General features: G+C 69.0%; 18 protein-coding genes. All 18 read left to right on the top strand.

Annotated elements, in window-relative coordinates; all coding sequences use genetic code 11:
- Nucleotides 1-78 precede the first annotated feature (78 nt).
- On the top strand, nt 79-4,305 hold the full coding sequence (rpoB, locus tag ACX114_RS24840) for a DNA-directed RNA polymerase subunit beta (RefSeq protein ID WP_459288432.1): 4,227 nt from the start codon (nt 79-81) through the stop codon (nt 4,303-4,305).
- A 132-nt stretch (nt 4,306-4,437) separates the two neighbouring features.
- Entirely contained in the window at nt 4,438-8,649 is a 4,212-nt protein-coding gene (gene rpoC / locus ACX114_RS24835; RefSeq protein WP_014397766.1) for a DNA-directed RNA polymerase subunit beta', read from the top strand.
- A gap of 176 nt (nt 8,650-8,825) precedes the next feature.
- The gene (locus ACX114_RS24830) at nt 8,826-9,287 is read left to right on the top strand and encodes a hypothetical protein (RefSeq protein WP_459288429.1); all 462 of its coding nucleotides are present in this window, start codon (nt 8,826-8,828) and stop codon (nt 9,285-9,287) included.
- A 104-nt stretch (nt 9,288-9,391) separates the two neighbouring features.
- Nucleotides 9,392-9,742, top strand: a complete 351-nt coding sequence (locus ACX114_RS24825; protein WP_120568125.1) for a phasin family protein — start codon at nt 9,392-9,394, stop codon at nt 9,740-9,742.
- On the top strand, nt 9,739-10,503 hold the full coding sequence (locus ACX114_RS24820; RefSeq protein WP_459288427.1) for a lytic transglycosylase domain-containing protein: 765 nt from the start codon (nt 9,739-9,741) through the stop codon (nt 10,501-10,503). Before ACX114_RS24825 ends, ACX114_RS24820 begins: the two co-directional genes overlap by 4 nt.
- Nucleotides 10,504-10,665: 162 nt before the next feature.
- The gene (locus tag ACX114_RS24815; protein ID WP_459288425.1) at nt 10,666-11,349 is read left to right on the top strand and encodes a hypothetical protein; all 684 of its coding nucleotides are present in this window, start codon (nt 10,666-10,668) and stop codon (nt 11,347-11,349) included.
- A gap of 25 nt (nt 11,350-11,374) precedes the next feature.
- The gene (locus ACX114_RS24810) at nt 11,375-11,839 is read left to right on the top strand and encodes a social motility and stimulation tgl protein (protein ID WP_120549802.1); all 465 of its coding nucleotides are present in this window, start codon (nt 11,375-11,377) and stop codon (nt 11,837-11,839) included.
- 23 nt (nt 11,840-11,862) lie between these two features.
- The gene (tgl, locus tag ACX114_RS24805) at nt 11,863-12,621 is read left to right on the top strand and encodes a social motility TPR repeat lipoprotein Tgl (RefSeq protein ID WP_459288423.1); all 759 of its coding nucleotides are present in this window, start codon (nt 11,863-11,865) and stop codon (nt 12,619-12,621) included.
- 21 nt (nt 12,622-12,642) lie between these two features.
- Nucleotides 12,643-13,029: a helix-turn-helix domain-containing protein gene (locus tag ACX114_RS24800; RefSeq protein WP_459288421.1), complete on the top strand. Its 387-nt coding sequence runs from the start codon at nt 12,643-12,645 to the stop codon at nt 13,027-13,029.
- Nucleotides 13,030-13,038: 9 nt separating this feature from the next.
- Entirely contained in the window at nt 13,039-13,773 is a 735-nt protein-coding gene (recO, locus tag ACX114_RS24795; protein ID WP_120587552.1) for a DNA repair protein RecO, read from the top strand.
- 32 nt (nt 13,774-13,805) lie between these two features.
- A complete protein-coding gene (locus tag ACX114_RS24790) occupies nt 13,806-14,819 on the top strand; it encodes a carbohydrate kinase family protein (RefSeq protein WP_459288419.1) in 1,014 nt (337 codons plus the stop codon).
- A 78-nt stretch (nt 14,820-14,897) separates the two neighbouring features.
- On the top strand, nt 14,898-16,187 hold the full coding sequence (locus tag ACX114_RS24785; RefSeq protein WP_459288417.1) for a DNA polymerase beta superfamily protein: 1,290 nt from the start codon (nt 14,898-14,900) through the stop codon (nt 16,185-16,187).
- A complete protein-coding gene (locus ACX114_RS24780; protein ID WP_459288415.1) occupies nt 16,184-16,972 on the top strand; it encodes a nucleotidyltransferase domain-containing protein in 789 nt (262 codons plus the stop codon). Before ACX114_RS24785 ends, ACX114_RS24780 begins: the two co-directional genes overlap by 4 nt.
- Before the next feature lie 95 nt (nt 16,973-17,067).
- Nucleotides 17,068-19,353, top strand: a complete 2,286-nt coding sequence (locus tag ACX114_RS24775; protein WP_459288412.1) for a protein kinase domain-containing protein — start codon at nt 17,068-17,070, stop codon at nt 19,351-19,353.
- Between the two features lie 89 nt (nt 19,354-19,442).
- Complete coding sequence (gene glyQ, locus ACX114_RS24770; protein ID WP_459288410.1) at nt 19,443-20,435, top strand: glycine--tRNA ligase subunit alpha; 993 nt, start codon at nt 19,443-19,445, stop codon at nt 20,433-20,435.
- A complete protein-coding gene (glyS, locus tag ACX114_RS24765) occupies nt 20,425-22,533 on the top strand; it encodes a glycine--tRNA ligase subunit beta (protein WP_459288408.1) in 2,109 nt (702 codons plus the stop codon). Before glyQ ends, glyS begins: the two co-directional genes overlap by 11 nt.
- A gap of 168 nt (nt 22,534-22,701) precedes the next feature.
- Nucleotides 22,702-24,231: a YncE family protein gene (locus tag ACX114_RS24760; protein WP_459288406.1), complete on the top strand. Its 1,530-nt coding sequence runs from the start codon at nt 22,702-22,704 to the stop codon at nt 24,229-24,231.
- Nucleotides 24,232-24,233: 2 nt separating this feature from the next.
- Nucleotides 24,234-26,462 carry a hypothetical protein gene (locus tag ACX114_RS24755; RefSeq protein WP_459288404.1) on the top strand — a complete coding sequence of 743 codons (2,229 nt, stop codon included), beginning with the start codon at nt 24,234-24,236 and terminating at the stop codon, nt 26,460-26,462.
- Nucleotides 26,463-26,507: the final 45 nt, after the last annotated feature.

Raw genomic sequence — 26,507 nt, 5'->3', positions numbered from 1 at the left:
TGACATTTGCCAAATTTCCCGGCGCCGCCGCGCGTTACTGAAGTTTGCCCCGCCCGAGCAGCCGTCCCCGGAGACCGAATGCCGACGCAGATCCAGAACAATTTCCGCGTGCGGAAGACCTTCGCGAAAATCGCGAAGATCATCGACATTCCCAATCTCATCAACATCCAGAAGCAATCCTACGAGAAGTTCCTCCAGGCCGACATCGCCCCGGAGAAGCGTGAGGACCTTGGCCTTCAGGGTGTCTTCAAGTCCGTCTTCCCGATCCGGGACTTCAACGAGACCTCCTCGCTGGAGTTTGTCAGCTATCACCTGGAGAAGCCGAAGTACGACGTCGATGAGTGCCACCAGCGTGGAATGACCTACTCGGCGCCCATCAAGGTCGTCGTGCGCCTGGTCGTCTGGGACAAGGACGAGGAGACCGGCGCCCAGTCCATCCGCGACGTGAAGGAGCAGGAGGTCTACTTCGGCGAAATCCCGCTGATGACCCAGAACGGTACGTTCATCATCAACGGCACCGAGCGCGTCGTGGTGAGCCAGCTGCACCGCAGCCCGGGTGCGTTCTTCGACCACGACAAGGGCAAGAGCCACTCGTCGGGCAAGCTGCTCTACAACGCCCGCATCATCCCGTACCGCGGCTCGTGGATCGACTTCGAGTTCGACCACAAGGACCTGCTGTACGTGCGCATCGACCGGCGCCGCAAGCTGCCGGCCACCGTGCTCATCCGCGCCCTGGGCGCCGTCGGTGACACGGCGAAGAAGAACCCGCTCGACTTCAAGGGTTCCACCGAGGAAATCCTCAACTACTACTACGCCACCGAGACCATCTACCTGCAGAGCGCCGCGGACTTCGAGAAGTCCGTCGAGCTGGAGCTCCTGCCGGGTCAGCGCGCCACGCGCGACATCAAGACGAAGACCGGTGAGCTGATCGTCAAGAAGAACCGCAAGTTCACGCGCGCCGCCATCAAGAAGCTCGAAGCGGCGAAGATGACCAAGCTGCCCATCGACGCGGACGAGCTCTTCACCAAGGTGTCCGCCTACGACGTGGTGGACGAGAACACCGGTGAGGTCATCCTCGAGTGCAACGAGGAGGTCTCCCAGGAGAAGGTGGACGAGCTCCTCAAGCGCGACATCAAGGAGTTCAAGGTCCTCTTCATCGACAACCTCAACGTGGGTCCGTACCTGCGTGAGACGTTGATGCTGGACAAGATCGAGTCGCCCGAGCAGGCCATCATGGAGATCTACCGGCGTCTGCGCCCGGGTGATCCCCCGACGCCGGAGACGGCGACGAACCTGTTCAGCAACCTGTTCTTCAACCCGGAGCGCTACGACCTGTCCAAGGTCGGCCGCCTCAAGCTGAACTTCAAGTTCAGCCTCGAGGAGCCCCTCGACGGTCAGATCCTGACCAAGCGCGACATCCTGGAGGTCATCCGCTACCTGATCGACCTGAAGAACGGCAAGGGCACGATCGACGACATCGACCACCTGGGCAACCGCCGCGTCCGCGCGGTGGGTGAGCTGCTGGAGAACCAGTACCGCATCGGCCTCGTCCGCATGGAGCGCGCGATCAAGGAGCGCATGAGCCTCCAGGAGATCGAGACGCTCATGCCGCACGACCTGATCAACGCCAAGCCGGTGACGGCGGTGATCAAGGAGTTCTTCGGGTCCAGCCAGCTGTCGCAGTTCATGGACCAGACGAACCCGCTCTCGGAAGTCACGCACAAGCGCCGTCTGTCGGCCCTTGGGCCTGGCGGTCTCACGCGTGAGCGCGCGGGCTTCGAGGTCCGCGACGTGCACCCGACGCACTACGGCCGCATCTGCCCCATCGAGACGCCGGAAGGCCCGAACATCGGCCTCATCGCGTCGCTGTCGACCTACGCGCGCGTCAACGAGTTCGGCTTCGTGGAGACGCCGTACCGCAAGGTGGACGCGGGCAGCGTGACGGGGGACGTGGCCTTCTACTCGGCGCTCGAGGAGGAGAAGCACACCATCGCCCAGGCGAACGCGGAGACGGACAAGAAGGGCAAGTTCGTCAACGCGCTGGTGCAGAGCCGCCGCAGCGGCGAGTTCGTCCAGGTCAAGGCCGAGGACGTGGACCTGATGGACGTGTCCCCGAACCAGCTGGTGTCGGTGGCCGCCTCCCTCATCCCGTTCCTGGAGAACGACGACGCGAACCGCGCGCTCATGGGCTCCAACATGCAGCGCCAGGCCGTGCCGCTGCTGCGCACCGCGGCCCCGCTGGTGGGCACGGGCATCGAGGCCATCGTCGCGCGAGACTCGGGCGTGACGTGCGTGGCCCGCCGTGACGGCATCGTGGAGTCCGTGGACGCCAGCCGCATCGTGGTGAAGGCGGACGCCAACGCGGCCCTGAGCGACGTGTCGAGCGAGGTCGACATCTACAACCTGCTCAAGTACCAGCGCTCCAACCAGAACACGTGCCTCAACCAGAAGCCCATCATCCGCAAGGGTGACCGGGTGAAGAAGGGCGACGTGATCGCGGACGGTCCGGCCACCGAGACCGGTGAGCTGGCGCTGGGGCAGAACGTGGTCGTCGCGTTCATGCCGTGGCAGGGCTACAACTTCGAAGACTCCATCCTGCTCAGCGAGCGCATCCTCAAGGAGGACGTCTTCACGTCCATCCACATCGAGGAGTTCGAGTGCATCGCGCGCGACACCAAGCTGGGCAAGGAGGAGATCACCCGCGACATCCCGAACGTGGGTGAGGAAGCCCTCAAGGACCTGGACGAGAGCGGCATCATCCGCATCGGCGCCGAGGTGAAGCCCGGCGACGTGCTGGTGGGCAAGATCACCCCGAAGGGCGAGACCCAGCTCTCCCCCGAAGAGAAGCTGCTGCGCGCCATCTTCGGTGAGAAGGCCGGCGACGTGCGCGACAGCTCCCTGCGCGTGCCCCCGGGCGTGGTCGGCACCGTCATCAACGCCAAGGTGTTCAGCCGCAAGGGCGTGGAGAAGGACGAGCGCGCCAAGCAGATCGAGTCCATGGAGGAGGCGAAGCTCCTCAAGGACCAGAACGACGAGATCAAGGTCCTCCAGGACTCCGCGTACAGCCGCCTCCGTGGGCTGGTCCGCGGCAAGGAGGTCCAGGGCAAGCTCGTGGACGACAAGGGGAAGATCCTCCTGAAGAAGGGGGACATCCTCAACGACGAGCTGCTGGCCACGGTGCCGTACAAGTACTGGGGCGAGATCTCCGTCGGTGATCCGCTGGACGCGCGCCTGCGCGACATCCTGCGCAACCTGGAGGAGACGAAGGAGGCCGTGAAGCTGGCCTTCGGCGAGAAGATCGCCCGCATCAAGAAGGGCGACGAGCTCCCCCCGGGCGTCATCAAGATGGTGAAGGTGTACGTCGCCATCAAGCGCAAGCTGGCGGTGGGCGACAAGATGGCCGGCCGCCACGGCAACAAGGGCGTCGTGTCCCGCGTCCTCCCCGAGGAGGACATGCCGTACCTGGAGGACGGGCGTCCGGTGGACATCGTCCTCAACCCGCTCGGCGTTCCGTCGCGCATGAACATCGGGCAGATCCTCGAGGTCCACCTGGGTTGGGCCGCGAAGGGTGTGGGCGAGCAGCTGCAGCGCTACATCGAAGAGAACTTCAGCGGCGAGCAGCTCAAGAAGCAGCTGAAGACCGTCTACGACGACAAGGCCTTCGGCGACTTCGTGGACGGCCTGTCCGAGCAGGAGGTCCAGGACCTCTGCCGCCGCCTGAAGAAGGGCATCCACGTCGCGACGCCGGTGTTCGACGGTGCTCGTGAGACGGAACTGCACGCCCTCTTCGACGAGGGCCGGCTGCCGCGCTCCGGTCAGATGGTGCTCTTCGACGGCCGCACGGGTGAGCCGTTCGACCAGAACGTCACCGTGGGCGTGATGTACATGCTCAAGCTGCACCACCTGGTGGACGAGAAGATCCACGCCCGTTCCATCGGGCCCTACTCGCTCGTCACGCAGCAGCCCCTGGGCGGCAAGGCCCAGTTCGGCGGTCAGCGTCTGGGCGAGATGGAAGTGTGGGCGATGGAGGCCTACGGCGCGGCGTACACGCTGCAGGAGTTCCTCACGGTCAAGTCGGACGACGTGGTGGGCCGCACGCGCATGTACGAGGCGATCGTCAAGGGCGACAACGTCCTGGAGTCCGGCCTGCCCGAGTCGTTCAACGTCCTCCTCAAGGAGCTCCAGTCGCTGGCCCTGGACGTGGAACTGCTGGAGAGCGCGCCCCCGGAGCGTCAGCGCAGCTTCGGCGGCGACTTCCTGGGCGGCGGCGACGGCGAGGACCGGAAGTCGGGGACCGAGGCCTAGGCCTTTTCAAAGAAGCCGGTGCGCCCGCCTGACCGGCTGGCTGCTTCCTCGTGGAGGGAGCGGCTGGCCGGGCGCAGGGCGGGGGCCCGAAACGTTTGGCGCCCTGAGCGCTCATAAGTTTTCGGAGGCAACGTGAAGGACATTTTCAACTTCTTCGAGAAGCCGAAGGACCCGCTGTCGTTCAACGCCATCCGCATCGCGCTGGCGTCGCCCGACAAGATCCGTCAGTGGTCGCACGGCGAGGTGAAGAAGCCGGAGACGATCAACTACCGCACCTTCAAGCCGGAGCGGGACGGCCTGTTCTGCGCCCGCATCTTCGGGCCGGTGAAGGACTACGAGTGCAACTGCGGCAAGTACAAGCGCATGAAGCACCGTGGCGTCGTGTGCGAGAAGTGCGGCGTGGAAGTGATTCAGTCCAAGGTGCGCCGTGAGCGCCTGGGACACATCACGCTGGCCACGCCCGTGGCCCACATCTGGTTCCTCAAGTCGCTGCCCAGCCGCATCGGCAACCTGCTCGACATCACCCTCAAGGAGATGGAGAAGGTGCTGTACTGCGAGAGCTACATGGTCATCGACCCCAAGGCGACGCCGCTCCAGAGGGGCGAGCTGATCTCCGAGGAGAAGATGCACCGGCTCTTCCAGGAGCACGGTGAGGACTCGTTCAGCGCGGGCATGGGCGGCGAGGCCGTCCGCGAGATGCTCAAGTCCCTGGACGTGGAGAAGCTGTCCGAGGAACTGCGCAAGGACATGCGCGAGACCACCAGCGAGGCGAAGCGGAAGAAGTACGCCAAGCGCCTGAAGGTGGCTGAGGCGTTCCGCTCGTCCGGCAACAAGCCGGAGTGGATGATGCTGGACGTCATCCCGGTCATCCCGCCCGACCTGCGTCCGCTGGTGCCCCTGGACGGCGGCCGCTTCGCGACCTCCGACCTCAACGACCTGTACCGCCGCGTCATCAACCGCAACAACCGCCTCAAGCGGCTGCAGGAGCTGAACGCGCCGGACATCATCATCCGCAACGAGAAGCGGATGCTCCAGGAGGCCGTGGACGCGCTGTTCGACAACGGCCGCCGCGGCAAGACCATCACCGGCCCGAACAAGCGGCCGCTGAAGTCGCTGTCCGACATGCTCAAGGGCAAGCAGGGCCGGTTCCGCCAGAACCTGCTCGGCAAGCGCGTGGACTACTCGGGCCGCTCCGTCATCGTGGTGGGCCCCGAGCTGCGCCTGCACCAGTGCGGCCTGCCGAAGATCATGGCGCTCGAGCTCTTCAAGCCGTTCATCTACAACAAGCTTGAAGAGAAGGGCTACGTCACCACCATCAAGTCCGCGAAGAAGATGGTGGAGAAGGAGCGTCCGGAGGTCTGGGACATCCTCGAGGACGTGATCCGCGAGCACCCGGTGCTCCTCAACCGCGCCCCCACGCTGCACCGCCTGGGCATGCAGGCCTTCGAGCCCGTCCTCATCGAGGGCAAGGCCATCCAGCTGCACCCGCTGGTGTGCGCCGCGTTCAACGCGGACTTCGACGGCGACCAGATGGCCGTGCACGTGCCGCTCTCCATCGAGGCCCAGATGGAAGCGCGCGTGCTGATGATGTCGACGAACAACATCCTCAGCCCCGCGAACGGCAAGCCCATCATCGTCCCGACGCAGGACATGGTGCTCGGCATCTACTACATGACGCGCGCCCGCGAGTTCGCCAACGGCGAAGGCCGCGTGTTCGCGTCGCCGGACGAGGTGCGCGCCGCGTACGACCACGGCGAGGTGCACCTGCAGGCGAAGGTGGTGTGCCGCATCGACGGGAAGCGGAAGGAGACCACGGTCGGCCGCGTGCTGCTGTGGGAGGTCGTTCCGCGCCGCGTGGGCTTCGACGCCATCAACAAGGTGCTCGACAAGAAGTCGCTCGGTAACCTCATCGACCTCTGCTACCGCCTCACGGGCGAGAAGGAGACGGTGCTGCTGGCGGACCGCGTCCGCAGCGCGGGCTACTTCCACGCGACCCGCGCCGGTATCTCCATCGCGCTCAAGGACATGATCATCCCTGCGAAGAAGCAGGAGTTCCTGGACTACGCGCGCAAGGAAGTGGCGGAGATCGAGAACCAGTACCTGGAAGGCCTCATCACCGACGGTGAGCGCTACAACAAGGTCATCGATATCTGGGCGGAGATCACCGAGAAGGTCGCCCAGGAGATGATGCAGCAGATCTCCCAGGACGAGGCTTCCGGGGACGTGGACGGCAAGCGCGTGACGCGCAAGCAGCCGTCGTTCAACCCCATCTACATCATGGCCGACTCCGGCGCCCGCGGCAGCGCCCAGCAGATCCGCCAGCTGGCGGGTATGCGCGGCCTGATGGCGAAGCCCTCCGGCGAAATCATCGAGACGCCCATCACGGCCAACTTCCGTGAAGGCCTCTCCGTGCTCCAGTACTTCATCTCCACGCACGGCGCCCGCAAGGGCCTGGCGGACACGGCGCTCAAGACGGCCAACTCCGGTTACCTCACCCGCCGTCTCGTGGACGTGGCGCAGGACGCCATCATCAACGAGTACGACTGCGGCACCATGGATGGTCTGTTCATCGGCGCCCTGGTCGAGGGCGGCGAGATCATCGAGCCGCTGGGTGAGCGCATCCTGGGCCGCGTGGCCCTGGACGACATCCTCGACCCGGTGACGGGTGAGGTGCTGGTGCGCGCCAACGAGGAGATCGACGAGGAGCGCGTCCGCCGCATCGAGAACAGCGGTCTGGACAAGGTGAAGATCCGCTCGGTGCTCACCTGCCAGGCCAAGCGCGGCATCTGCGTGGAGTGCTACGGCCGTGACCTGGCGCGTGGCCGCAAGGTGTCCGTGGGCGAGGCCGTGGGCGTCATCGCGGCGCAGTCCATCGGTGAGCCGGGTACGCAGCTGACCATGCGCACCTTCCACATCGGTGGCGCGGCGACCCGTCGCGCGGAGCAGTCCAGCCTGGAGAACCGCTACGCGGGTTCCGTGAAGTTCGCGGGCCTGAACACGGTGCAGAAGGCGGACGGCACGCTGGTGGCCATGAACCGCAACGGCGAGATCGTCATCGTCGACGAGTCGGGCCGCGAGCGCGAGCGCTACCAGATCATCTACGGCGCCCGCATCCTGGTGAAGGAAGGCCAGAAGCTGGAGCCGGGCGTGCTGGTGGCCGAGTGGGACCCGTTCGCCATCCCGCTGCTCACGGAAGTGGGCGGTGTCGTGCGCTACGAGGACATCATCGAAGGCGTGACGATGTCCGAGACGCTCGACGAGGTGACGGGCCTGTCGCGCAAGACGGTCATCGAGTCCAAGGACCCGGAGGCGCGTCCGCGCGTCACCATCCGCGACGCGGCCGGCAACGTGAAGGACCTGCCGTCCTCCAAGAACCAGGCGAGCTACTTCCTGCCCCAGGGCGCGATCATCACGGTCAACGACCAGGATGAGATCTCCGCGGGTGAGGTCATCGCCAAGGTGCCGCGCGAGACCACGAAGACCAAGGACATCACGGGCGGTCTGCCCCGCGTGGCCGAGCTCTTCGAGGCGCGCAAGCCCAAGGACGCGGCGGCGATCGCGGAGATCGACGGCGTGGTGTCCTTCGGCAAGGACACCAAGGGCAAGCGCAAGCTCATCATCACCCCCGAGGTGAGCGGCGAGCAGCGCGCGGACCTGGCCAAGGAGTACCTGATCTCCAAGGGCAAGAGCATCAACGTCCACTCCGGCGACCGCGTGAAGGCCGGCGAGGCGATGATGGACGGCGCGGCCAACCCGCACGACATCCTCAAGGTGCTGGGCGAGAAGGAACTCGCGCGCTACCTGGTGGACGAAGTGCAGGAGGTCTACCGACTGCAGGGCGTGAAGATCAACGACAAGCACATCGAGACGATCGTCCGGCAGATGCTGCGCCGGGTGCGCGTCACCGACGTGGGCGACACCAACTTCCTGGTCGACGAGCAGGTCGAGAAGTGGGTGTTCGAGGAGGAGAACGAGAAGGTCATGTCCGAAGGGAAGCGCCCGGCCGTGGGCGAGCCCCTGCTGCTCGGCATCACCAAGGCGTCGCTCTCCACCGAGTCGTTCATCTCCTCGGCGTCGTTCCAGGAGACCACGAAGGTGCTCACCGAGGCCGCCATCAACGGCAAGGTGGACTACCTGCGCGGCCTCAAGGAGAACGTCATCATGGGCCGGCTCATCCCCGCCGGCACGGGCCTGCCGAACTACAAGCACCTCGACATCGAGGTGGAGAGCCCCACGGACGAGGTCAACGAGATGGAGGCCGCCCTGGCCGCCACCCACGGCGACACCGGCCCGCTGGCCCCTCCGCCGTCGCGGCCGGACACCCGGTCCACCGACGTCGCCTAGTGCTTCCGCGAAGCGTCCCTGACGCTTCGTGAGTCAGCCGCCGTCCTGGTGTCATACCGGGGCGGCGGCTTTCTCGTTTTGCACACTTGGTTCCCTGTTCGCTTGACACCATGTCGCGGTGCGTTATCTTGACGCATCACGTTATGAGACCCGGAACACCCGGGGGGGAGCGCGACATGGCGACGACGACTGAGAAGGCTGACGCGAAGACGGGCGTGACGCAGAACGTGGAGGCCTACCTGAAGGGGCGGTTCTCCGAGGCGCAGAAGCGGTTCCAGGGCCTGGAAGGGGAGGCGAACAAGGCCTTCCGTGCGCTGGAGACGCGGAGCCAGGTGGCGGCGAAGGAGGTCCAGGCCATCTGGACGAAGGTGCAGGCCGGTGAGCTGCGCGCCGACCCTCGGGTGCAGGAGCTGAGCAAGAAGGTGGACGCCGCGGGCGTGGAGCTGCGCAAGCGGCTGGATGGGCTCCAGACGAAGGTCGTGGAGGTGGTGGGAGTTGCCAGCCAGTCCCAGGTGCAGCAGATCACCCAGGAGCTGGGCCGGCTGTCGAAGAAGCTGGATGTGCTCCTGAAGCCCACCCGGCGCGCCCACGCTTCGACCAAGAATTCAGGCGGCGCGGCGTCTTCTCCGCGGGCCTGAGCAGCGTTTTCATCACCCATGGGGTGTGCTTAGGTCGCAAACCCCTTTGAATGCCCAGGGTCCCTTCCATTGGAAGGGCCCGGGGTAACTCCCGGAGCGACTTCATGGACAACAACACCGAGGCCCCCCGAGAGAAGACCTCCGTGGCGGAGGCATTCGAGCGGATCTGGAGCCAGGCGCTCCTGGCGGTGAACACGGCGGAGGAGGAGGCTTCCCGCGCCGTGCAGCGCGTGGCGTCCGTCGCGGGCTGGAGCCAGGACGAGGTGAAGCGTCAGGCCCGTGAGTTCGCGGAGCGGCTGACGGGGCACCGCAAGGACCTGGAGCACAACGTGGAGGAGCGGGTCCGCACGGCCCTGACCCTCCTGAAGCTGCCGCGCCGCGAGGAGCTTCAAGCCTTCGGTGCCCGCCTGGAGCGTCTGAACGAACGCATCCAGGCCCTGGAGCACCGCAAGTGAGTGGAACCGCCGCCTCGGGCGGCGGCAGGTCGTTGGGAACGCGGTTCTTCGCGGGGCTGCATGCCCTGAGCAGCGGGTGCTCCCGGCTCCCGCTGCTCGCGGGTGTGGCGCTCGTGGTGTCCGCGCGGGTGGTGCCCCTCCTGGAGGAGTCCGCCCCCCAGTCCGTGGTCCCCGAGATGGTGGCGCAGGAGGTCATCTCCGAGGAGGCGGCCCTCATCGACGCCGTGCTGGCCAAGCGTGCCCCGGACCTGGGGCTCACGCTGCGCCGGCGGCTGGGGCAGGCCATCGACGAGGAGTCGCGCCGCACAGGGTATGACCCGCTGCTGGTGCTGGCCCTCATCGACGTGGAGTCCGACTTCGAGGAGGAGTCCGTCTCCGAGAAGGGCGCCCGGGGCCTGATGCAGATCAAGCCCAGCACGCTGCACTTCCTGGCGGAGAAGGAAGGCCTGAAGCTGTCGCGCGAGGAGGTGGTGGCGGATCCCGCCGTCTGCGTGCGCCTGGGCATCCGCTACCTGCGCAACCTGCAGGGCCGCTTCGGCGGCGACCTGGACCTGGCGCTGATGGCCTACAACGCGGGCCCCACGCGCATCCGGGATGCCATGAAGGCCGGGGAGCTGGAGAAGTTCCGCCGCTACCCCCGGGCCGTGCGGCGCGACTTCCGCCGCTTCCGCGAGGGCCATGGCCTGGGCGGGGACTGGGCGCTCGCGCAGCGCGAGCCGCCGCCACCGACGCCGGACGAGACGCAGACCGCGGCGCCCTGACGGCCTTCGCGGCCGGACTGGAAGACGGGCCCCCGGGTGAATGTTCGGGGCGGCGGAGCGCTCCAAGGAGGGCCGTCCCCGCCTTGTCCCGCTCCCCCGGGTGCGCTAAGTCGTTCGCAAGCTCCCGGGACTGTTGAGGATTCCTGAGGAGGAATGCCCCCCATGCCCCGTCCGTCCGCCCGAATTGCCCTCACCGTCGCGGCCTTGCTCGTCCCCATGCTGGCCCTGGCCGGCTCGGTCTTCCTGAACGGCGTGAAGATCGACGGGGTGACGAACACGCGCTTCGAGAAGGCCACCGTCCGCATCGACGCGGAAGGCAACGTCCACATCGACGCGCCGGGCTACGCCGCCCGCGTGACGAACGTGACGCCCACATCCACGCCGCCTTCCACCGCCACGCCTCCCGCCGCCGCGCCCCTGGACGCGGGCGTCGTCGCGCAGGCCCCCGCGCCAGCCGCTCCCACCGCGGCCCCCACCGTGCCGGGGCGCATCACCCAGCGCTACTGGCTGGTGACGGAGCAGACGACGCCGGGCATGACGGACTTCGACATCGACGTGTACGTGAACTCGCGCTGGCTGCGCCGTTTGCGCAACAACGAGGACCAGGTGGTGGTGGACATCACCAGCCAGTTGCGTCCCGGCGCGAACGCGGTGACGCTGATTGCCCGCAAGCAGAACACGGGCAGCCGCCGCAGCACGTCGCCCGGGAACGTCTTCAAGGTGATCATCGGCGAGGGGAACGAGGGCGGCGGCAACGTGATGATTGACACGCCCCTCATCCGCTTCCAGAAGACGGCTGCGGACGCGCAGGACGCGACCGAGGAGTTCACGCTCACCACCCGCTAGGGTGTGCGCGGGAAGGGAGACGACGGTGTTCACCATCGACGAGCGCTACCGGGGCCTTCCCGCCAACCGCGACCAGGTGCTCGCGCTGCACCTGTCCCTCAACACGCCGCACGTGGCCATTCCCGGCAAGCAGGCCGGGCCCGCGCAGGCCTTCGTGGTGGGGCTGCGCGGCGGGCAGGGCGCGGGCGTCTTCGTGTACCTGTACCTGGTGGAGGCGGGGGACTGCGCGGTGTACGTGTCCGGCCGGCGCATCCAGTCCGCGGATGAGCTGCGCGAGGACGAGGACGACGCGCTCGCGTTCGTGGAGTCGCTGGGCTTCATGATGGACAACGCGAACTGGCGTGCCGCGGCCCCCGCGCAGCAGGACGAGTGGCTGAAGACGCTGCCCGTGTTCTTCCGGGAGCCCACGCTCGTGCCCGCCGTGAAGGCCCGCGCTGAAGAGAAGCGCAACGTCGCCACCACCCTGGGCCGCTTCCTGGCCGCGTTCTGACCCTCCACCCTGGATTGGCACCCATGTCCCGCATCACTTCCTCCTGCTTCCTCGCGTTCGCGCTCGCGTCGGCGGGCTGCGCGCATGTCCCCACGGAGAAGGAGCGCCGGAGCTCGGAGATCCACTACGACCTGGGCGTGCAGGCCCAGCAGCACGGCCACGTGCAGGACGCGCTCGCGGAGTACCAGAAGGCGCTGGAGCAGAACCCGAGCAACCCGGAGGCCCACAACGCGGTGGGCCTGCTGCTGCACCTGTCCTTCCGGCGGCTCGACGAGGCGTCGTCCCACTACGAGAAGGCGCTGGAGCTGCGGCCGTCCTTCTCCGACGCGCGCACCAACCTGGGCAACCTGCGCCTGGACCAGGGGCGCTACGACGACGCCATCAAGCTGTACGAAACGTCGCTCAACGACATGCAGTACCGCTACGGCTTCTCCGCGCAGAACAACATGGGCTGGGCGCTCTACAAGAAGGGCGACACGGTGAACGCGCTGCAGAACATCAAGGCGGCCATCACCACCAACCCGGAGTTCTGCCTGGGCTACAAGAACCTGGGCATCATCTACGACGAGACGGGCAAGACGGAGGAGGCGTGCCGGCAGTTCGCGCACTACCGTGAGAAGTGCCCGGAAGTGGCGGATGCCTACCACCGCGAAGGCGTGTGCCAGGCGAAGCTCGGGCGGGCGGACGAGGCGAAGAAGGCGTTCGCGGGCTGCGAGGCCAAGGCCCAGCCCAACGAGCAGGTGCTCAAGGACGACTGCCGCTCACTGCTGGACCACCTCTAGCCGCGGGGGCCCCGAAAGACCGTGGACCACGTCGACTTCGGCAAATACCTCAGCCAGCAGCGCGAGCTTCGCGGCCTGTCGCGCGAGGACGTCTCCCGGGAGACGAAGATTCCCCCCAGCCTCGTCGCGGCGCTGGAGGCGGGGCAGGTGGAGCGGCTGCCCGAGCGCGTGTTCGTGCTGAACTACATCCGCGCGTACGCGCAGGTCATCGGCCTGTCGCCGGAGGAAGCGGCGCTTCGTTACGAGGAGGTGGACCGGGCGGTGCCCGCGCCTTCGCCGGCGCAGTTGGAGAAGGCACGGCGCAAGCGGGCGTACGTCATCCTGGCCGTCCTGCTGGCGATCCTGCTCCTGGGCGCGGGTCTGTTCCTGGTGCTGTCCGGGAAGCTTCCGCCCCCCGCGGCGCGTTGAAGAGGGATCATGGAGCGGTACGCCGACGACGCGTTCGTGCTGTCCACGGTCGACTATGGCGAGTCCGACCGGCTGGTGACGCTGCTCACACGTGAGCACGGCAAGCTGACCGCGTTCGCCGCGGGCGCGCGCAAGAGCAAGCGCCGGTTCGCGGGGGCGCTGGAGCCGTTCATGCGGCTGCGCGTGCAGCTCGTGGAGACGCGCGGCAGCACGGTCCGGATCGATTCGGCGGACATCGTCGCGGGCTTCTACGCCGCGCGCGAGGACCTGTCGCTCATCGCCCGGGCACTGTACGCGGTGGAGCTGTGCCGCGAGCTCACGCGCGAGCACGAACCGCACCCGGAGCTGTTCGAGCTGGTGGAGGGCTACCTGCACCGGCTGGACGCGAAGGAGGCCGGGCCCACGTCGCTGCTCGCGTTCGAGCTGGCGGCGCTGGCGCAGGCGGGCTTGATGCCGCGCTTCGACTCCTGCTCGCTGTGTGGCGGTCTGCCCGGCGAGCGGCCCCGGTTCGACCAGGGGCACGGTGGCGCGGTGTGCGAGCCGTGTGGCGGACGCGCGCGCGACTCGGTGCCGGTGCCGGTGGCGCTGCTGGCCGGGCTGCGCTCGCTCCAGGAGGGGCAACGCACGCCGCTGCCCGCGGACCTTCGCGCGCGGGCTCGGGGCCTGCTCAACGTCTTCATCGCGCACCACGTGGGCCGCAAGCTCAAGAGCGTGGACTTCATGGCGCAGGTGGGCCTGGACTGACGGGCAGCGCGCGGTCCCCAGGGGGAGCTGTCATGCACGAAGCCGGGCCGCTGGACGTGGTGTGTGTCGGCGAAACGTTGGTGGACTTCCTCCCCGTGGCCGGCGGCGCCTCGCGCGTGCGGGACGTGGAGGCCTGGAAGCCATCGCCGGGAGGCTCCCCGGCCAACGTCTCCGTGGGGCTCGCGCGGTTGGGCCTGCGCTCGGCGATGGTGGGCGTGGTGGGCTCCGATGAGTTCGGCCACTTCCTGCGCGACCGGTTGGCGGCGGACGGCGTGGACGTGAGCCGCCTGCGTCAGGTGGACCACGCGCGCACGGGCCTGTTGTTCGTCTCGCTGGACGCGCAGGGCGAGCGCAGCTTCACGTACTTCCGGACGCGGTCCGCGGAGTTCCTGCTGGACGACTCCGACGTGGACGGCGCCTTCGTACGGCGCGCGAAGGCGCTGCACTGCGGCTCCAACTCCCTGCTCCTGCCGGAGGCGCGCGAGGCCATGGTGCGCATGCTCACCCTGGCCCGTGAGGCCGGGATGCTGGTGAGCTGTGACCCGAACCTGCGGCTGCACATGTGGACACAGCCCGAGGAGCTGCGAGCCCTCCTGGGGCGCATGCTCCCGTTGTGCACGGTGGTGAAGCTGTCCGAGGAGGAGATCCACTTCGCGACCGGCGAGGACTCGCCCGAGGCGGCCCTGCATGTCCTGGCCGCGAAGGGTGTGCGGCTGCCCGTGGTGACGCTGGGCCCTCGCGGCGCGGTGTTCCTCTGGCGCGGCGAGGTCCTCTCCGTGCCTGCGCCCCAGGTGACGGTGGTGGACACGACGGGCGCGGGGGATGGCTTCGTGTCCGCCATGTTGAGCGGCCTGGTGCGCGGGTACGGCGACGCGCGCTCGCTGGAGGAGGCGACACGCGAGGAACTGGTCGCGCTGATGACCTTCGCGGCGGGCGTGGGGGCGCGGGTGGTGACGAAGCTGGGCGCGGTGTCGGCGCTCCCCCTGGCCTCCGAAGTGGAGGGGCTGCTGCCCGCTCTACCCGCCATGAGACGCATCGCGCGCTGACGGGAAACGCCGTGCCGGGTCAGGCTCGTGTGCCTGGCTGCGTCCTGCGTGGCCCACCATCCCATCCGGGAGGAACCGATGAGTGACACCCGCGAGACTTCTTCCTCCGCTCCGGCGCGCGTCCGGGGATTGGAGCAGATCGACCGGCTGTCGGTGCCCCTGCCGCATGGCACCGAGGTCACCACCCGCGTGGAGCGCGTGGCGTCCGGCGGCCGCCGCATCCCCCAGGGCGTGGTGGGCCGCGTAGTGCGCGCGCATGACGGCGGCTTCGACGTGCAGATCGTCGGCGTGGGCGAGGTGTGGTTCGCGCGCGACGAGCTGGTGCCCCGGCGCGCGGGACAGGTGCAGTTCGCCCAGCGGCGCGAGGCGGCCTGGGGCGCGCTGCGGCCGTGCGTGGTGCTGGAGACGCGCGTGGGCAGCCACGCCTGGGGGCTCGCGGATGAGCGCTCCGACGTGGACGTGCGCGGGGTGTTCGCGCTGCCGCTTCCGTGGACGCTGGGGCTGGGACAGCCGCCGCAGGACCTGGTGAGCGCGGATGGCAGCACCACGTACTGGGAGGTCCGCAAGACGGTGGAGCAGGCGCTGCGCGCGGATCCGAACACGCTGGAGACCCTCTTCGTCCCCGGCGCGACGGCGGTGGACGAGCTGGGCACGTGGGTGCTGGAGGCGCGCGAGGCGTTCGTCTCCAAGGCCATCTTCGGCAGCTTCGGGCGCTATGCCATGAGCCAGCTCGACAAGCTCACCCGCAGCCAGCGGCTGGCCGAGCACCGCGACCTGCTCCTCGCGTGGCTGTGCGAGGAGCCCACGCCGGACCTGGACGAGGTGGCCCGTCGCCTGGCCTCCGTGTCCCCCCGCGCCGCGCCCACCGCCGAGGACGCGGTGCTCGCGGCGAAGACGTACGTCAAGCAGCTCTACCGCTCGCTCTGGGACCAGGGGCTGCTCGCGTCCAACGACTTCGCGGCGCTCACGGCGTATGCGCGCGGCGGCGGCCAGCGTCCTCCGTCCGCTCGCGAGCTGCGGCCGAAGAACGCGTACAACCTGCTGCGGCTGGTGGCGCTGGCGACGGGCTGGCTGCGCGACGGCGTGCCCACCTTCGAGGCGACGGGGGCGTTGAAGGCGCGGCTGCTCGACATCAAGGGGGGACAGGTGCCCCTGGAGGACGTGCTGCGCGACGCCGAGGCGATGGCTCCGGCGCTGGAGGCCGCGCACCGCGAGAGCCGGCTGCCGGAGCATCCGGACTACGCCCGCGCGGACCGGCTGTTGCGTCGCGTGGGAGACGAGGTGGCGCGGCGCTGGGTCTTGAAGACGCCCGGACCGCTGGGCCGTGACGCGCCGGAAGCCCCGGCGCTGGAAGGAGGGACGGAATGAAGGGCAGGGTGACGGAACATCAGGAGCGCATGGCGGACCGCGTGCTGGACGCGGAGTCCCTCCTGCGCGAGCACCTGGTCATCTCGCTGTCCGGCGCGCATGCGTACGGTTTCCCGTCGCATGACAGCGACCTGGACCTGAAGGCCATCCACATCGCGCCCACCGCCGCGCTCCTCGGCCTCCAGCCCCGGCACGTGCCGGCGGAGCGGCTGGAGGTGCTGGAGGGCGTGGAGGTGGACTACTCGTCCAACGAGCTGCAGCCCGTGCTGCTGGGCATCCTCCAGGGCAACGGCAACTACATCGAGCGCGTGCTGGGGGCCATCACCGTGCGGGCCCTGCCGGAGCTGGAGGCGCTGCGTCCGCTGGTTCGGGCCGTGATGTCGCGGCGCATCCACCGGCACTACCGCGGCTTCGCGCAGGGGCAGCTCCGCGAGTGGGAGAAGAGCGGATTCCGCTCCGTGAAGAAGTTGCTGTACGTGCTGCGCACGACGCTCACCGGAACGCATGCGCTGCGCACGGGCGAGGTGGAGACGGACGTCACCGTCCTGCTGGAGCCGTATGGCTTTGGCGAAGCCCGCACGCTGGTGGAGCGCAAGCGGAGCGGTGAGCGCATCGAGCTGACCGACGCGCTCAGCGCGCAGTGGCAGGCGGAGGTGACGCGCGCCTTCACGGTGCTCGACGCGGCGGACGCGGCCTCCGTGTTGCCTCTGGAGCCACAACCGGCGGCCGTGGCCGCGCTCGAGGCCTGGATGCTCGACGTGCGGCGGCGGCGTTTCGGCGCCTAAGCCGCTTTCTCCGGGCTCCTGGCTCGGGGGAGCGGCCTGTCTGGAAAGACGATCATCGACCTGGGAGGGTTGGGCGGGTAACATCCGCCCCCGCCATGAGTACGCAGGGAGTCGCCGGAGACGATCCCGACCGGGGGCGGCGCATAGGAAAGTACGAGATCCTCACCCGACTCTCGATGGGCGGGATGGCGGAGCTGTTCCTCGCGTACACCTCCGGTCCCGGTGGCTTCCGCAAGTTCGTGGCGGTGAAGCAGATCCTCCCCGACATCAAGAAGGACGACCAGTTCGTCAAGATGTTCCTCGACGAGGCGCGCATCACCGCGGCCTTCTCGCACGCGAACATCGGACAGGTGTTCGACCTGGGTGAGGAGGACGGCGAGCTGTACCTCGCCATGGAGTTCCTGCCCGGCCAGAACCTGGAGCAGGTGGTGAAGATGGCGGAGCGGCGCAAGTACGCGCTGCCGCTGGGCTTCAGCGCGCGCGTGATTCGCGACACGTGCCTGGGCCTGCACTACGCCCACCACTTCATGGATCCGTCGGGCCGCCCCGTGGCGGTGGTGCACCGCGACGTGTCCCCGAAGAACGTGATGATCACCTACGACGGCGTCGTGAAGGTGATCGACTTCGGCATCGCCAAGGCGCGCGGCAAGCTGGGCCGCACGCAGGTGGGCACCGTGAAGGGGACCAGCGGGTACATGTCCCCGGAGCAGGTGCGCAACAAGGACCTGGATGGCCGCAGCGACCAGTTCTCCACGGGCGTGATGCTCCATGAGCTGCTCGCCGGACAGCGCCTGTTCAACGCGCCCGGCGAAGCCGCCGTGATGATGCAGATCGTGGACGGGGACATCCCCGCGCCGCGCTCGCTCAACGCGGCCGTGCCGGAGGCCCTGGAAGCGGTGGTGCTCAAGGCGCTGTCGCGCGATACCACCCAGCGCTTCGGCACCTGCCGGGAGATGGCGCGCGCCATCGAGGCCACGCTGGGCTCCGAGCTGTTCGACGAAGACCAGATGACCGCCGTCATGGGCGAGCTCTTCGAGGAGAAGCGCCAGAAGACGCGCACGCTCCTGGAACTGGCCAGCCGCGCCGAGGACGCCCGCGTCAGCGAGGCCGCCGGCGCGCTCCAGGCGGAGGAGGGCAGTGAGCAGGCCGCCTCGGCGGCCACCGCGCAGGTGAAGTCGCCGCACGCGGAGGCCCCGTCCCCGGACGTCGCGGCGTCCTTCAAGCCCACGCCCGTCCGCCGCACCGCCGCGGAGTCCGCGACGCCCGCGCCCCGCGCGACCCCGCGTCCCGCCAATGAGGCCGTGGAGGCCCGCGCCTCTCGCGTCAACACGCCCGCCGTGACGCCGCGAGCGCAGCGGCCCGCGGGGGCGGATGGGACGCCCGTTCCCCGGGTGGTCCGTCCTCCCGCGGACGCCGTGCGGCCCTCGCGGGCCCGTCCCAGCGCGAGGCCCGAGCCCGCCGAAGCCCGCGCCGCGGCCCCGTCCGACGGGCTGATGGATCCGCCCAGCGAGCTCCAGACCCAGCGCTTCAAGGCCCGTCCGGTGCGTGGCACCGCGCGGCCCTCGCGGCAGGTGGAGGAAGAGGCGTCCGTTGAAGAAGCGCCCCCCGTGGCCCCGCCCGCGCGCGAGGGCTCCGGCTGGGGCATGCGGTTGTTCCTGCTCGTCCTCCTGGGCGGCGTGGCGTACTTGGCGACGCTCGAACCCGTGCGCCGCGTGTTCATGCCGGCGTTCGACTCCGCGAAGCAGTGGGTGAAGGCGGAGCTGGATCCGCCGCCTCCCGTGGACCCCGCCGCGAACGGACAGTGGCCGCCGAAGCCCTCCGGTCCTCCGCCGGGCTTCGTCCAGAAGACCACCCCCGAGCCCGAGCCGGCGCAGGTGGAGCCGCCGCCCACGCCTGAACCGGTGGTGGACGCGACGCCCGTCGACACGAAGAAGGCCCCCGCAGCCAAGGGGGGACGCAAGACGAAGCCGGCCGCCACGACGGAAGCGCCCGTGGTGGCGAAGGCGGAGCCGCGCCCCGCGAAGCCCGAGCCCGCGAAGCCCGAGCCCTCGGAGCGGCCCCCGGAGCCCGTCACCACCGTCTCGCAGGAGGAGAACCCGGAGGTGCTCGACACGACCACCGCCAAGGGCGCGGCGAAGGCGGGCCTGGGCTGGCTGACGCTCTACACGGTGCCGAAGAACGCGGCCGTGTTCGACGGCGCCACGCAATTGGGCACGTCCCCGTTGAACAAGTTCCCCCTGCCCATCGGGACGTACCGTCTGCGCGTGGTGGACCCGCAGGATCCCGGCGGTACGAGCAAGCTGTTGTCCGCTCCCATCCGCCCCGGCGAGGTGACGAAGCTGCAGATTCGACTGGCCGACCTCCCGGCCTACTCGGACTGACCGCCGTCCTTGACGCTCCTGGACCCCCTCACTAGGGTCCGCCGCGTTCCGCCTTCGCCTTCGACGCACTGCGAGAAGGACTCGCCATCATGTATTTCCAGGACCTCATCCTCACGCTCCAGAAGCACTGGGCCGACCAGGGATGCATCGTCACCCAGTCGTACGACACGGAAGTCGGCGCGGGCACGATGGCCCCGTACACGTTCCTGCGCGCGCTCGGTCCCGAGCCCTGGAACGTCGCGTACGTGCAGCCCTCGCGGCGTCCCGCCGACGGCCGCTTCGGTGAGAACCCGAACCGCCTGTTCCAGCACCACCAGTTCCAGGTCATCCTCAAGCCCGCGCCCAAGAACGTCCAGGAGCTGTACCTGGAGTCGCTGCGGAAGGTGGGAATGGATCCGCTGGAGCACGACATCCGCTTCGTCGAGGACGACTGGGAGTCGCCCACGCTGGGCGCCTGGGGCCTGGGCTGGGAGGTGTGGTGCGACGGGATGGAGGTGACGCAGTTCACCTACTTCCAGCAGTGCGGCGGCTTCGACTGCCGCCCCGTGTCCGCGGAGCTGACGTACGGGCTCGAGCGCCTGATGATGAACCTGCAGAACGTGGAGAACGTCTACGACATCGAGTGGGTCAAGGGCGTGAAGTACCGCGAGGTCTTCCACGCGAACGAAGTGGAGATGAGCAAGTACGCCCTCCACGAGTCCGACCCGCAGATGCTCTTCACGCTGTTCGACGCGTACGAGAAGGAGTGCAAGCGGCTCATCGAGCGCCACCTGCCAATCCCCGCGTACGACTACGCGCTGAAGTGCTCGCACACGTTCAACCTGTTGGACGCGCGCGGCGCCATCTCCGTCACCGAGCGCGCCAACTTCATCAAGCGCGTGCGTGACAACGCGCGCCTGTGCGCGGAGGGCTACCTGCAGATGCGCGAGCGGCTGGGCTACCCGCTGACGAAGACGCCGTGGACCGTGGGCGAGCAGCCGCCGGTGCTGGAGGGCAAGCCCGCCAGCGACTACTGGAAGACGGTGCAGCTCAACAAGCCGGTGGAGAAGAAGGAGAAGGCGGAGGTGGCCCGTGGCGCGTGATCTGCTCCTGGAGGTCGGTGCCGAGGAGATCCCGGCGTCGTTCATCATCCCCGCGCTGGAGGACCTGAAGCGCGTGCTCACCGAGCGCATGGCCGACGCCCGCCTGAAGCACGGCGAGGTGCGCACGTTCGGTACGCCGCGCCGGCTGGCCGTCCAGGTTCGCGACGTGGCGGACGCGGGCGAGGACATCACGAAGGAGGTGCTGGGACCCAGCGCCAAGGCCGCCTTCGATGCGCAGGGCAAGCCCACCAAGGCGGCGGAGAAGTTCGCCGAGAGCCTCAAGCTGTCCGTGGACGCGCTCGGGCGCACCACCACGGCCAAGGGCGAGTACCTCTCCGCGCGCGTGGAGGAGAAGGGCCGTCCGGCGGAGGCCATCCTCCAGGACGCGCTGCACGCGGCGGTGCACGGCATCAGCTTCAAGAAGTCCATGCGCTGGGGTGACGTGGACACGGCCTTCGCGCGCCCGGTGCAGTGGCTGGTGGCGCTCCTGGGCGACACGGAGCTGCCGGTGGTGCTGGGCGATGTGAAGGCGGGCCGCACGACCTACGGCCACCGCTTCCTCGCGCCGGGCGCCATCACGCTGAAGGCGCCCTCGGACTACGAGGCCGCGCTGGAGAAGGCGCACGTGGTGGCGGACATCGCGAAGCGCCGCGCGGAGCTGCTGCGCAAGGTGAACGCCGCTGCTGCTGCGGCGGGCGCCCGGCTGCTGGAGGACGAGGGCCTGGTGGACCAGGTGACGAACCTGGTGGAGCTGCCGAGCCCCGTGGTGGGCAGCTTCGAGGAGCGCCACCTGGACCTGCCGCCGGAGGTCCTGGTGCAGGAGATGAAGAGCCACCAGCGCTACTTCTCGCTGACGGACGCGAAGGGGAAGCTGCTGCCGCGCTTCATCGCCGTGTCCAACACGCCGGTGCGCGACGAGCAACTGTCCCTGCGCGGCTACCAGCGCGTGCTGGCGGCGCGGCTCGCGGACGGGCGCTTCTTCTTCGACGAGGACCGCCGCACGCCGCTGGCCGACCGCGTGGAGAAGCTGGGCCGCGTGGTGTGGCAGGGACAGCTGGGCACGTACCTGGAGAAGGTGGAGCGCTTCCGCGCGCTGGCGGGCTGGCTGGCCCAGGCCACGGGCAGGGCAGGGGAGGCGGCCACGGTGGAGCGCGCCGCCACACTGTCCAAGGCGGACCTCGTCACCGGCATGGTGGGTGAGTTCCCGGAGCTCCAGGGCGTGATGGGCCGCGAGTACGCGAAGGCGGGCGGCGAGCCCGACGCGGTCGCGCTGGCCATCTTCGAGCACTACCTGCCCCGTGGCGCCGAGGACGCGCTGCCGTCGCAGGACGCGGGCGCGCTCATCGGCCTGGCGGACCGGCTGGACTCGCTGTGCGGCATCTTCGCCATCGGCAAGGCACCGTCCGGCGCGGCGGATCCGTTCGCGCTGCGCCGCGCGTGCCTGTCCATCATCCGCATCGTGCTGGGACGCGGCTACCGCTTCAGCCTGTCCGCCGCGGTGGATGAAGCGCTGCGCCTCTTGGCCCCCAAGCTGGCCAACGTGAAGCGCAAGCCGGGCGAGGCGGCTCCCCGTGAGCAGGTGCTGGAGTTCTTCCGCGGCCGCCTCAAGGCGCTGTGGGGCGAGCAGCACCGCACGGACGTCGTGGAGGCGGTGCTGTCCGTGGGCTTCGACGACCTGGTGGCGGCGAAGAAGCGCCTGGAGGCCCTGAGCGTGCTCGTGGGCCACTCGGACTTCCAACCGCTGGCGGCGGCGTTCAAGCGCGTGGTCAACATCGTGGAGAAGCAGGGCAAGGACGTGGCCGGCGGGCAGACCAACCCGCAGCGCTTCACCGACGAGCCGGAGAAGAACCTCCACACCGCCTTCACCCAGGCGCGCACCAAGGTGGGCGAGCACGTGCGCGCGGACGACTTCGCCGGCGCGCTCAAGGAGATCACCGGCCTGAAGCCCGCCGTGGACACCTTCTTCGACAAGGTGATGGTGATGGCCGAGGACAAGGACCTGCGGGAGAACCGCATCCGGTTCCTCACGGAGATTGGCGCCCTGTTCAACCAGGTGGCGGACTTTTCCAAGATCCAGGCCGAGACCGCCGCGGCCTGACGCCTGGCCGCTGCTTCACCGCCCCGGAGCGTGCCCGTTCCCCCACCAGGGGAGCGGCGCACGCCCCGTGGATGGGGGCGGATGTCGGCGGGAGGGCGGCCGGGAATAGCAGTAGCCCTATTCAGTTGCCCGGGGCAGGGCCGCGTTCCTACACTCCGCCCCCCTCTGATGCGCCTCCACTTCCTGACCCCCGCGCTGTTGCTCCTCGGGGCGTGTTCGATTGAATCCGAACCGAACCCGCCTCCGTCCACCCGCTTCGTGTACCCCAGCGGGGTGGCGTTCTGGCGCCCTCCAGCGGCGGGCGGCCCGTCGGCGAGCAACGGCTACCTGTTCGTCGCGAACGCCAACTTCGACAACTGCTACGACTCCGGTTCGGTGGTGGCGCTGAACCTGGACACGCTGAGCACGCAGGTGGACGGGCAGACCGTCGCGGTGCCCCACCTGGGTGGCGCGCTCCCGGACGCCTCGCTCGCCTTCGAGGACCTGTCTTCCGCGGACGAGTCGTTGGTGCAGATCCGCAGCTTCGCGGGTGAATTGGGCATGTGGGTGAACCCGGCCACGGGGCTGCCGCGCCTGTTCGTGCCCTCGCGCGCGGAGGGCAACAACCTGCACGCGGTGGACGTGAGCCTGGAGGCCAACGGCGCTCCGGTGCTCACCTGCGTGCAGGGCGGCGTGGACTGCCGCAACGGCGCGCTGTCGCTCACCGACGATATCCCCTCGTCCCTCAGCGACGAGGGCCGCGCGGGCCTGCCCCGCGCTCCGTCGCCCATCGGCGTGACGGTGGATGAGGCGAGCGGCAACCTGTACGTGACGCACTCGGAGGCGGCGGACTCGCCCGCGAAGTCCAGCAGCAACTTCGAGAGCTACCTGGCCACGGTGAAGCTGGACAACCCCACGCGGGACTCGCTGGGCTTCATCTCGCTGTCTCCCGAGGGCTACCTCTACGGCGGCTCGGATTCGGTGACGGTGGGCACGGGCTTCCTCTACGTGACGGGCCGCAACTTCGTGGCCGGCATCAGCGGCACCGTGGCCGGCAACTTCGTGCTGCGGCTGGTGGACAAGAACGACCCCGGCACCATCCTGGAGCCCTCGCTGCAGGCGGAGTACCGCATCCGCGAGGCGCGCGCCGCGCGCGTGGTGCCCCGTCCGGTGACGGCGGAGGAGCGGGCGGCGCGTCCGAACTTCGTGCGCGAGCGGCTGTACATGCTGGCGCGCGGCCCGGACACGCTGCTCACGCTCGACTTCGAATATGACGCGGTGCCGGGCGGCACCTCCACGCAGCCCTTCTTCCGCGTGGTCTCCGCGGTGCCCATGCCCGACGGCGTGAGCGACATGCAGATCATCTCGCGGACGCCGGGCTCGTCCAACGCGGACACCCACATCATCGCGGTGACGAGCACCGGCGACAGCGCGCTGTCCCTCTACGACGAGGCGCTCGGGCAGGTCGTGGCGCAGGTGCCGCTCGTCAACAACCAGAACCAGACCAGCAACCCGTCCCAGGCCTTCGGGCTGACGGTGGACAACCCCGCCGGGACGAACGCGGCGCGGCTGTTCGTGACCAACTTCGGTGACAGCCAGGTGGCCATCGTGGACATCCCCGACCTGGCGCGTCCCCAGGACGCGCGAGTGGTGGCGAAGCTGGGCATCCAGCAGCAGCGCGATCCGAACCAGGGCACCAGCGTGTGCCAGGAGAACTGACCTTGAAGCGCGGCTTTCTTGCTGCCCTGGTGCTGAGCGGCGCGAGCCTCGCGCTCGCCTGCTCCGACACCACCTCCACCGCGGGCGCCGCCGGGCTTTCCGGCACGTACGACGTGGTGCTCTCCAACCAGCTCGTCTTCGTCACCTCGCAGGACCGGGATGAGCTGCGCGTGCTGGACCTGACGCGCACGCCGCGTGAGTTCATCCCCGCGCCCAACCCGCTGGAGCCTCTGGCCATCCCCGTCATCGCGCGGCCGGACTCGCTCACCCGCGACGTGGGCTACGACGGCGACGGCAATGACGTGTCCGGCCCGTACATCTACGCGCGCAGCTCTGGCGGCCGCGGCATCTCCGTGGTGGCCGCGGACCGCGCGCGCCTCAACGAGGTGACGCGCCTGGCGACCGGCCAGCTCATCACCGCCTTCACCGCGCACGCCCCGGTGGCCGAGGGCGCGCCGAGCGTCCTGTATTACGCGCTCCAGACGCGTCCGGAGGCCGCCGAGCAGCTCTGCGGTCCCTTCGGTGGCGGGGTGGTGATGCGCCAGGACCTGCCCGGCCCGGAGGGCTTCGACGCGGCCGCGCTGCCTCCCGCGCTGCCCGTCTTCTGCCTCAAGCCGGCGGACACGGTGATGTCCATGACCACGCTGCCCGCGCGGGCGGACCGGGTGGATTCGCTGGTGGTCGCCATCCGCAACGTGTCCGGCACCAGCCGGCTCGTGCGCGTCGTCGCGGACGGGGCCTCCGTGGAGATTCCCTACAAGCGACCGCGTCCGGCGCCCTACGCGGTGCCCAACTACGCGGACCTGGTGGACATCCCGGCGCGGCTCGTGGCCACGCACCCCAGCTACGGCGTGCCGAAGCCCAAGCTCGACAGCGGGGACTGCCCGCCGGGCACGGTGGTGAAGACCCAGGAGGATGGGACGACGACCTGCATCGAGCCCTGGCCCGCGGGCCGCTTCGTGTTCGTGGTGCTGGATGAGCTGACGTGCAACTCGTCCGACTGCGAGGGCGTCATCGCGCTCGACAACGGGGCGGATCCGGTGAACGCGCCGTCCGCGACCCCGGTGCTCGCCCGCGACATCACCGGCGCGCCCATGCTGACCCTGCGGACGTCCGCGGGCCTGCCCACGGGCCTCACGCTGCGCTCGGGCCTGGAGGTCCGTGAGCTGCTGGCGGACAGCGTGCCCTACATCACCGCCATTCCGCTCCTGGGCATCATGCCGTCGTCCGACGGGAAGATCACCCTGTTCCGCGCGGACGAGCGGCGCCCGTTCAACCTGGACCGCGACTCGTCGAACAAGCCGCTGAACTCGTCGGTGTCCGCGCAGCTGCTGGACAGCAGCGAGCAGCTGCGCGCGGATCAGTTCCAGGGCATCACCGTGACCCAGCCCGGCTGTCCCCAGGTGCAGGATGCGACCAACGCCACGGCGTTCCTCTGCAACGGCTCGGTGCCCAACGGGACGTACCGCTTCGTCTTCCAGGGCGTGCTGCCCGGACTGGTCGGCCTCTCCCGCGACCTGACCCAGGAGGACCCGCCGCTCCTCATCGAGACGACCCTGGCGACGGCGCGGGGCGTGATTCCCGGGGACTCCATCATCCTGGCGAACAACGCGGGCGTCTGCGCGGCGGTCATCCCCATCCTGCGCCTGGAGGACCAGGGCAACGGCCTCACGCGGCTCTACCCGGACCTGTCCGACCCGGCGGTCGTCGCCGCGGCGGAGCCCTGCGCGTCGTATCCGTCGTTCTCCGTGCGCGCGGGCCCGAACGTGAAGCCCTTCGTGCTCTACGCGGGCGCGGAGACCAGCAGCACGTACCTGCAGCGGCTGGACGTCAACGAGGCGTACACGGTCTCCACCTTCCTGGACTACTACTACCACCCGGACGGCTTCGACCTGGGCCTGGATCCGCCCAGGACGCCCACCACCTACGTGCCCGCGCCGCTGACGCTCACGATGACGCCGACCATTGGCGCGGGCAGCCGCCTCAACGCGGGGGACCGCTACCTGGTGACGCTGCTGCCGCGCTTCCGCCGCTACATCTTCGGCGTGGACACCAGCTCGTCGAGCAGCCTGGCGGTCTACACCCTGCCTGCTTCCGTGGTGGCCACGGACGTGGAGGGCTCCAGCCTCGCCTTCGTCGCCTACCCCTCGGCGGACGGCGTGCTCCAGGTGGCCCTGGAGTCGATCACCGACAACCTGGACAACCTCACGTATCTCCGGGCGTTCCAGTAACTGGGCGCGCCCAGCCGGCTCTGCTATCGTTCCCCACGTCCAGCA

Source organism: Corallococcus sp. M7, from assembly GCF_054512695.1.
The sequence above is the reverse complement of the archived record's forward strand: the minus strand, read 5'-3'. Positions and strand labels throughout refer to the sequence as shown.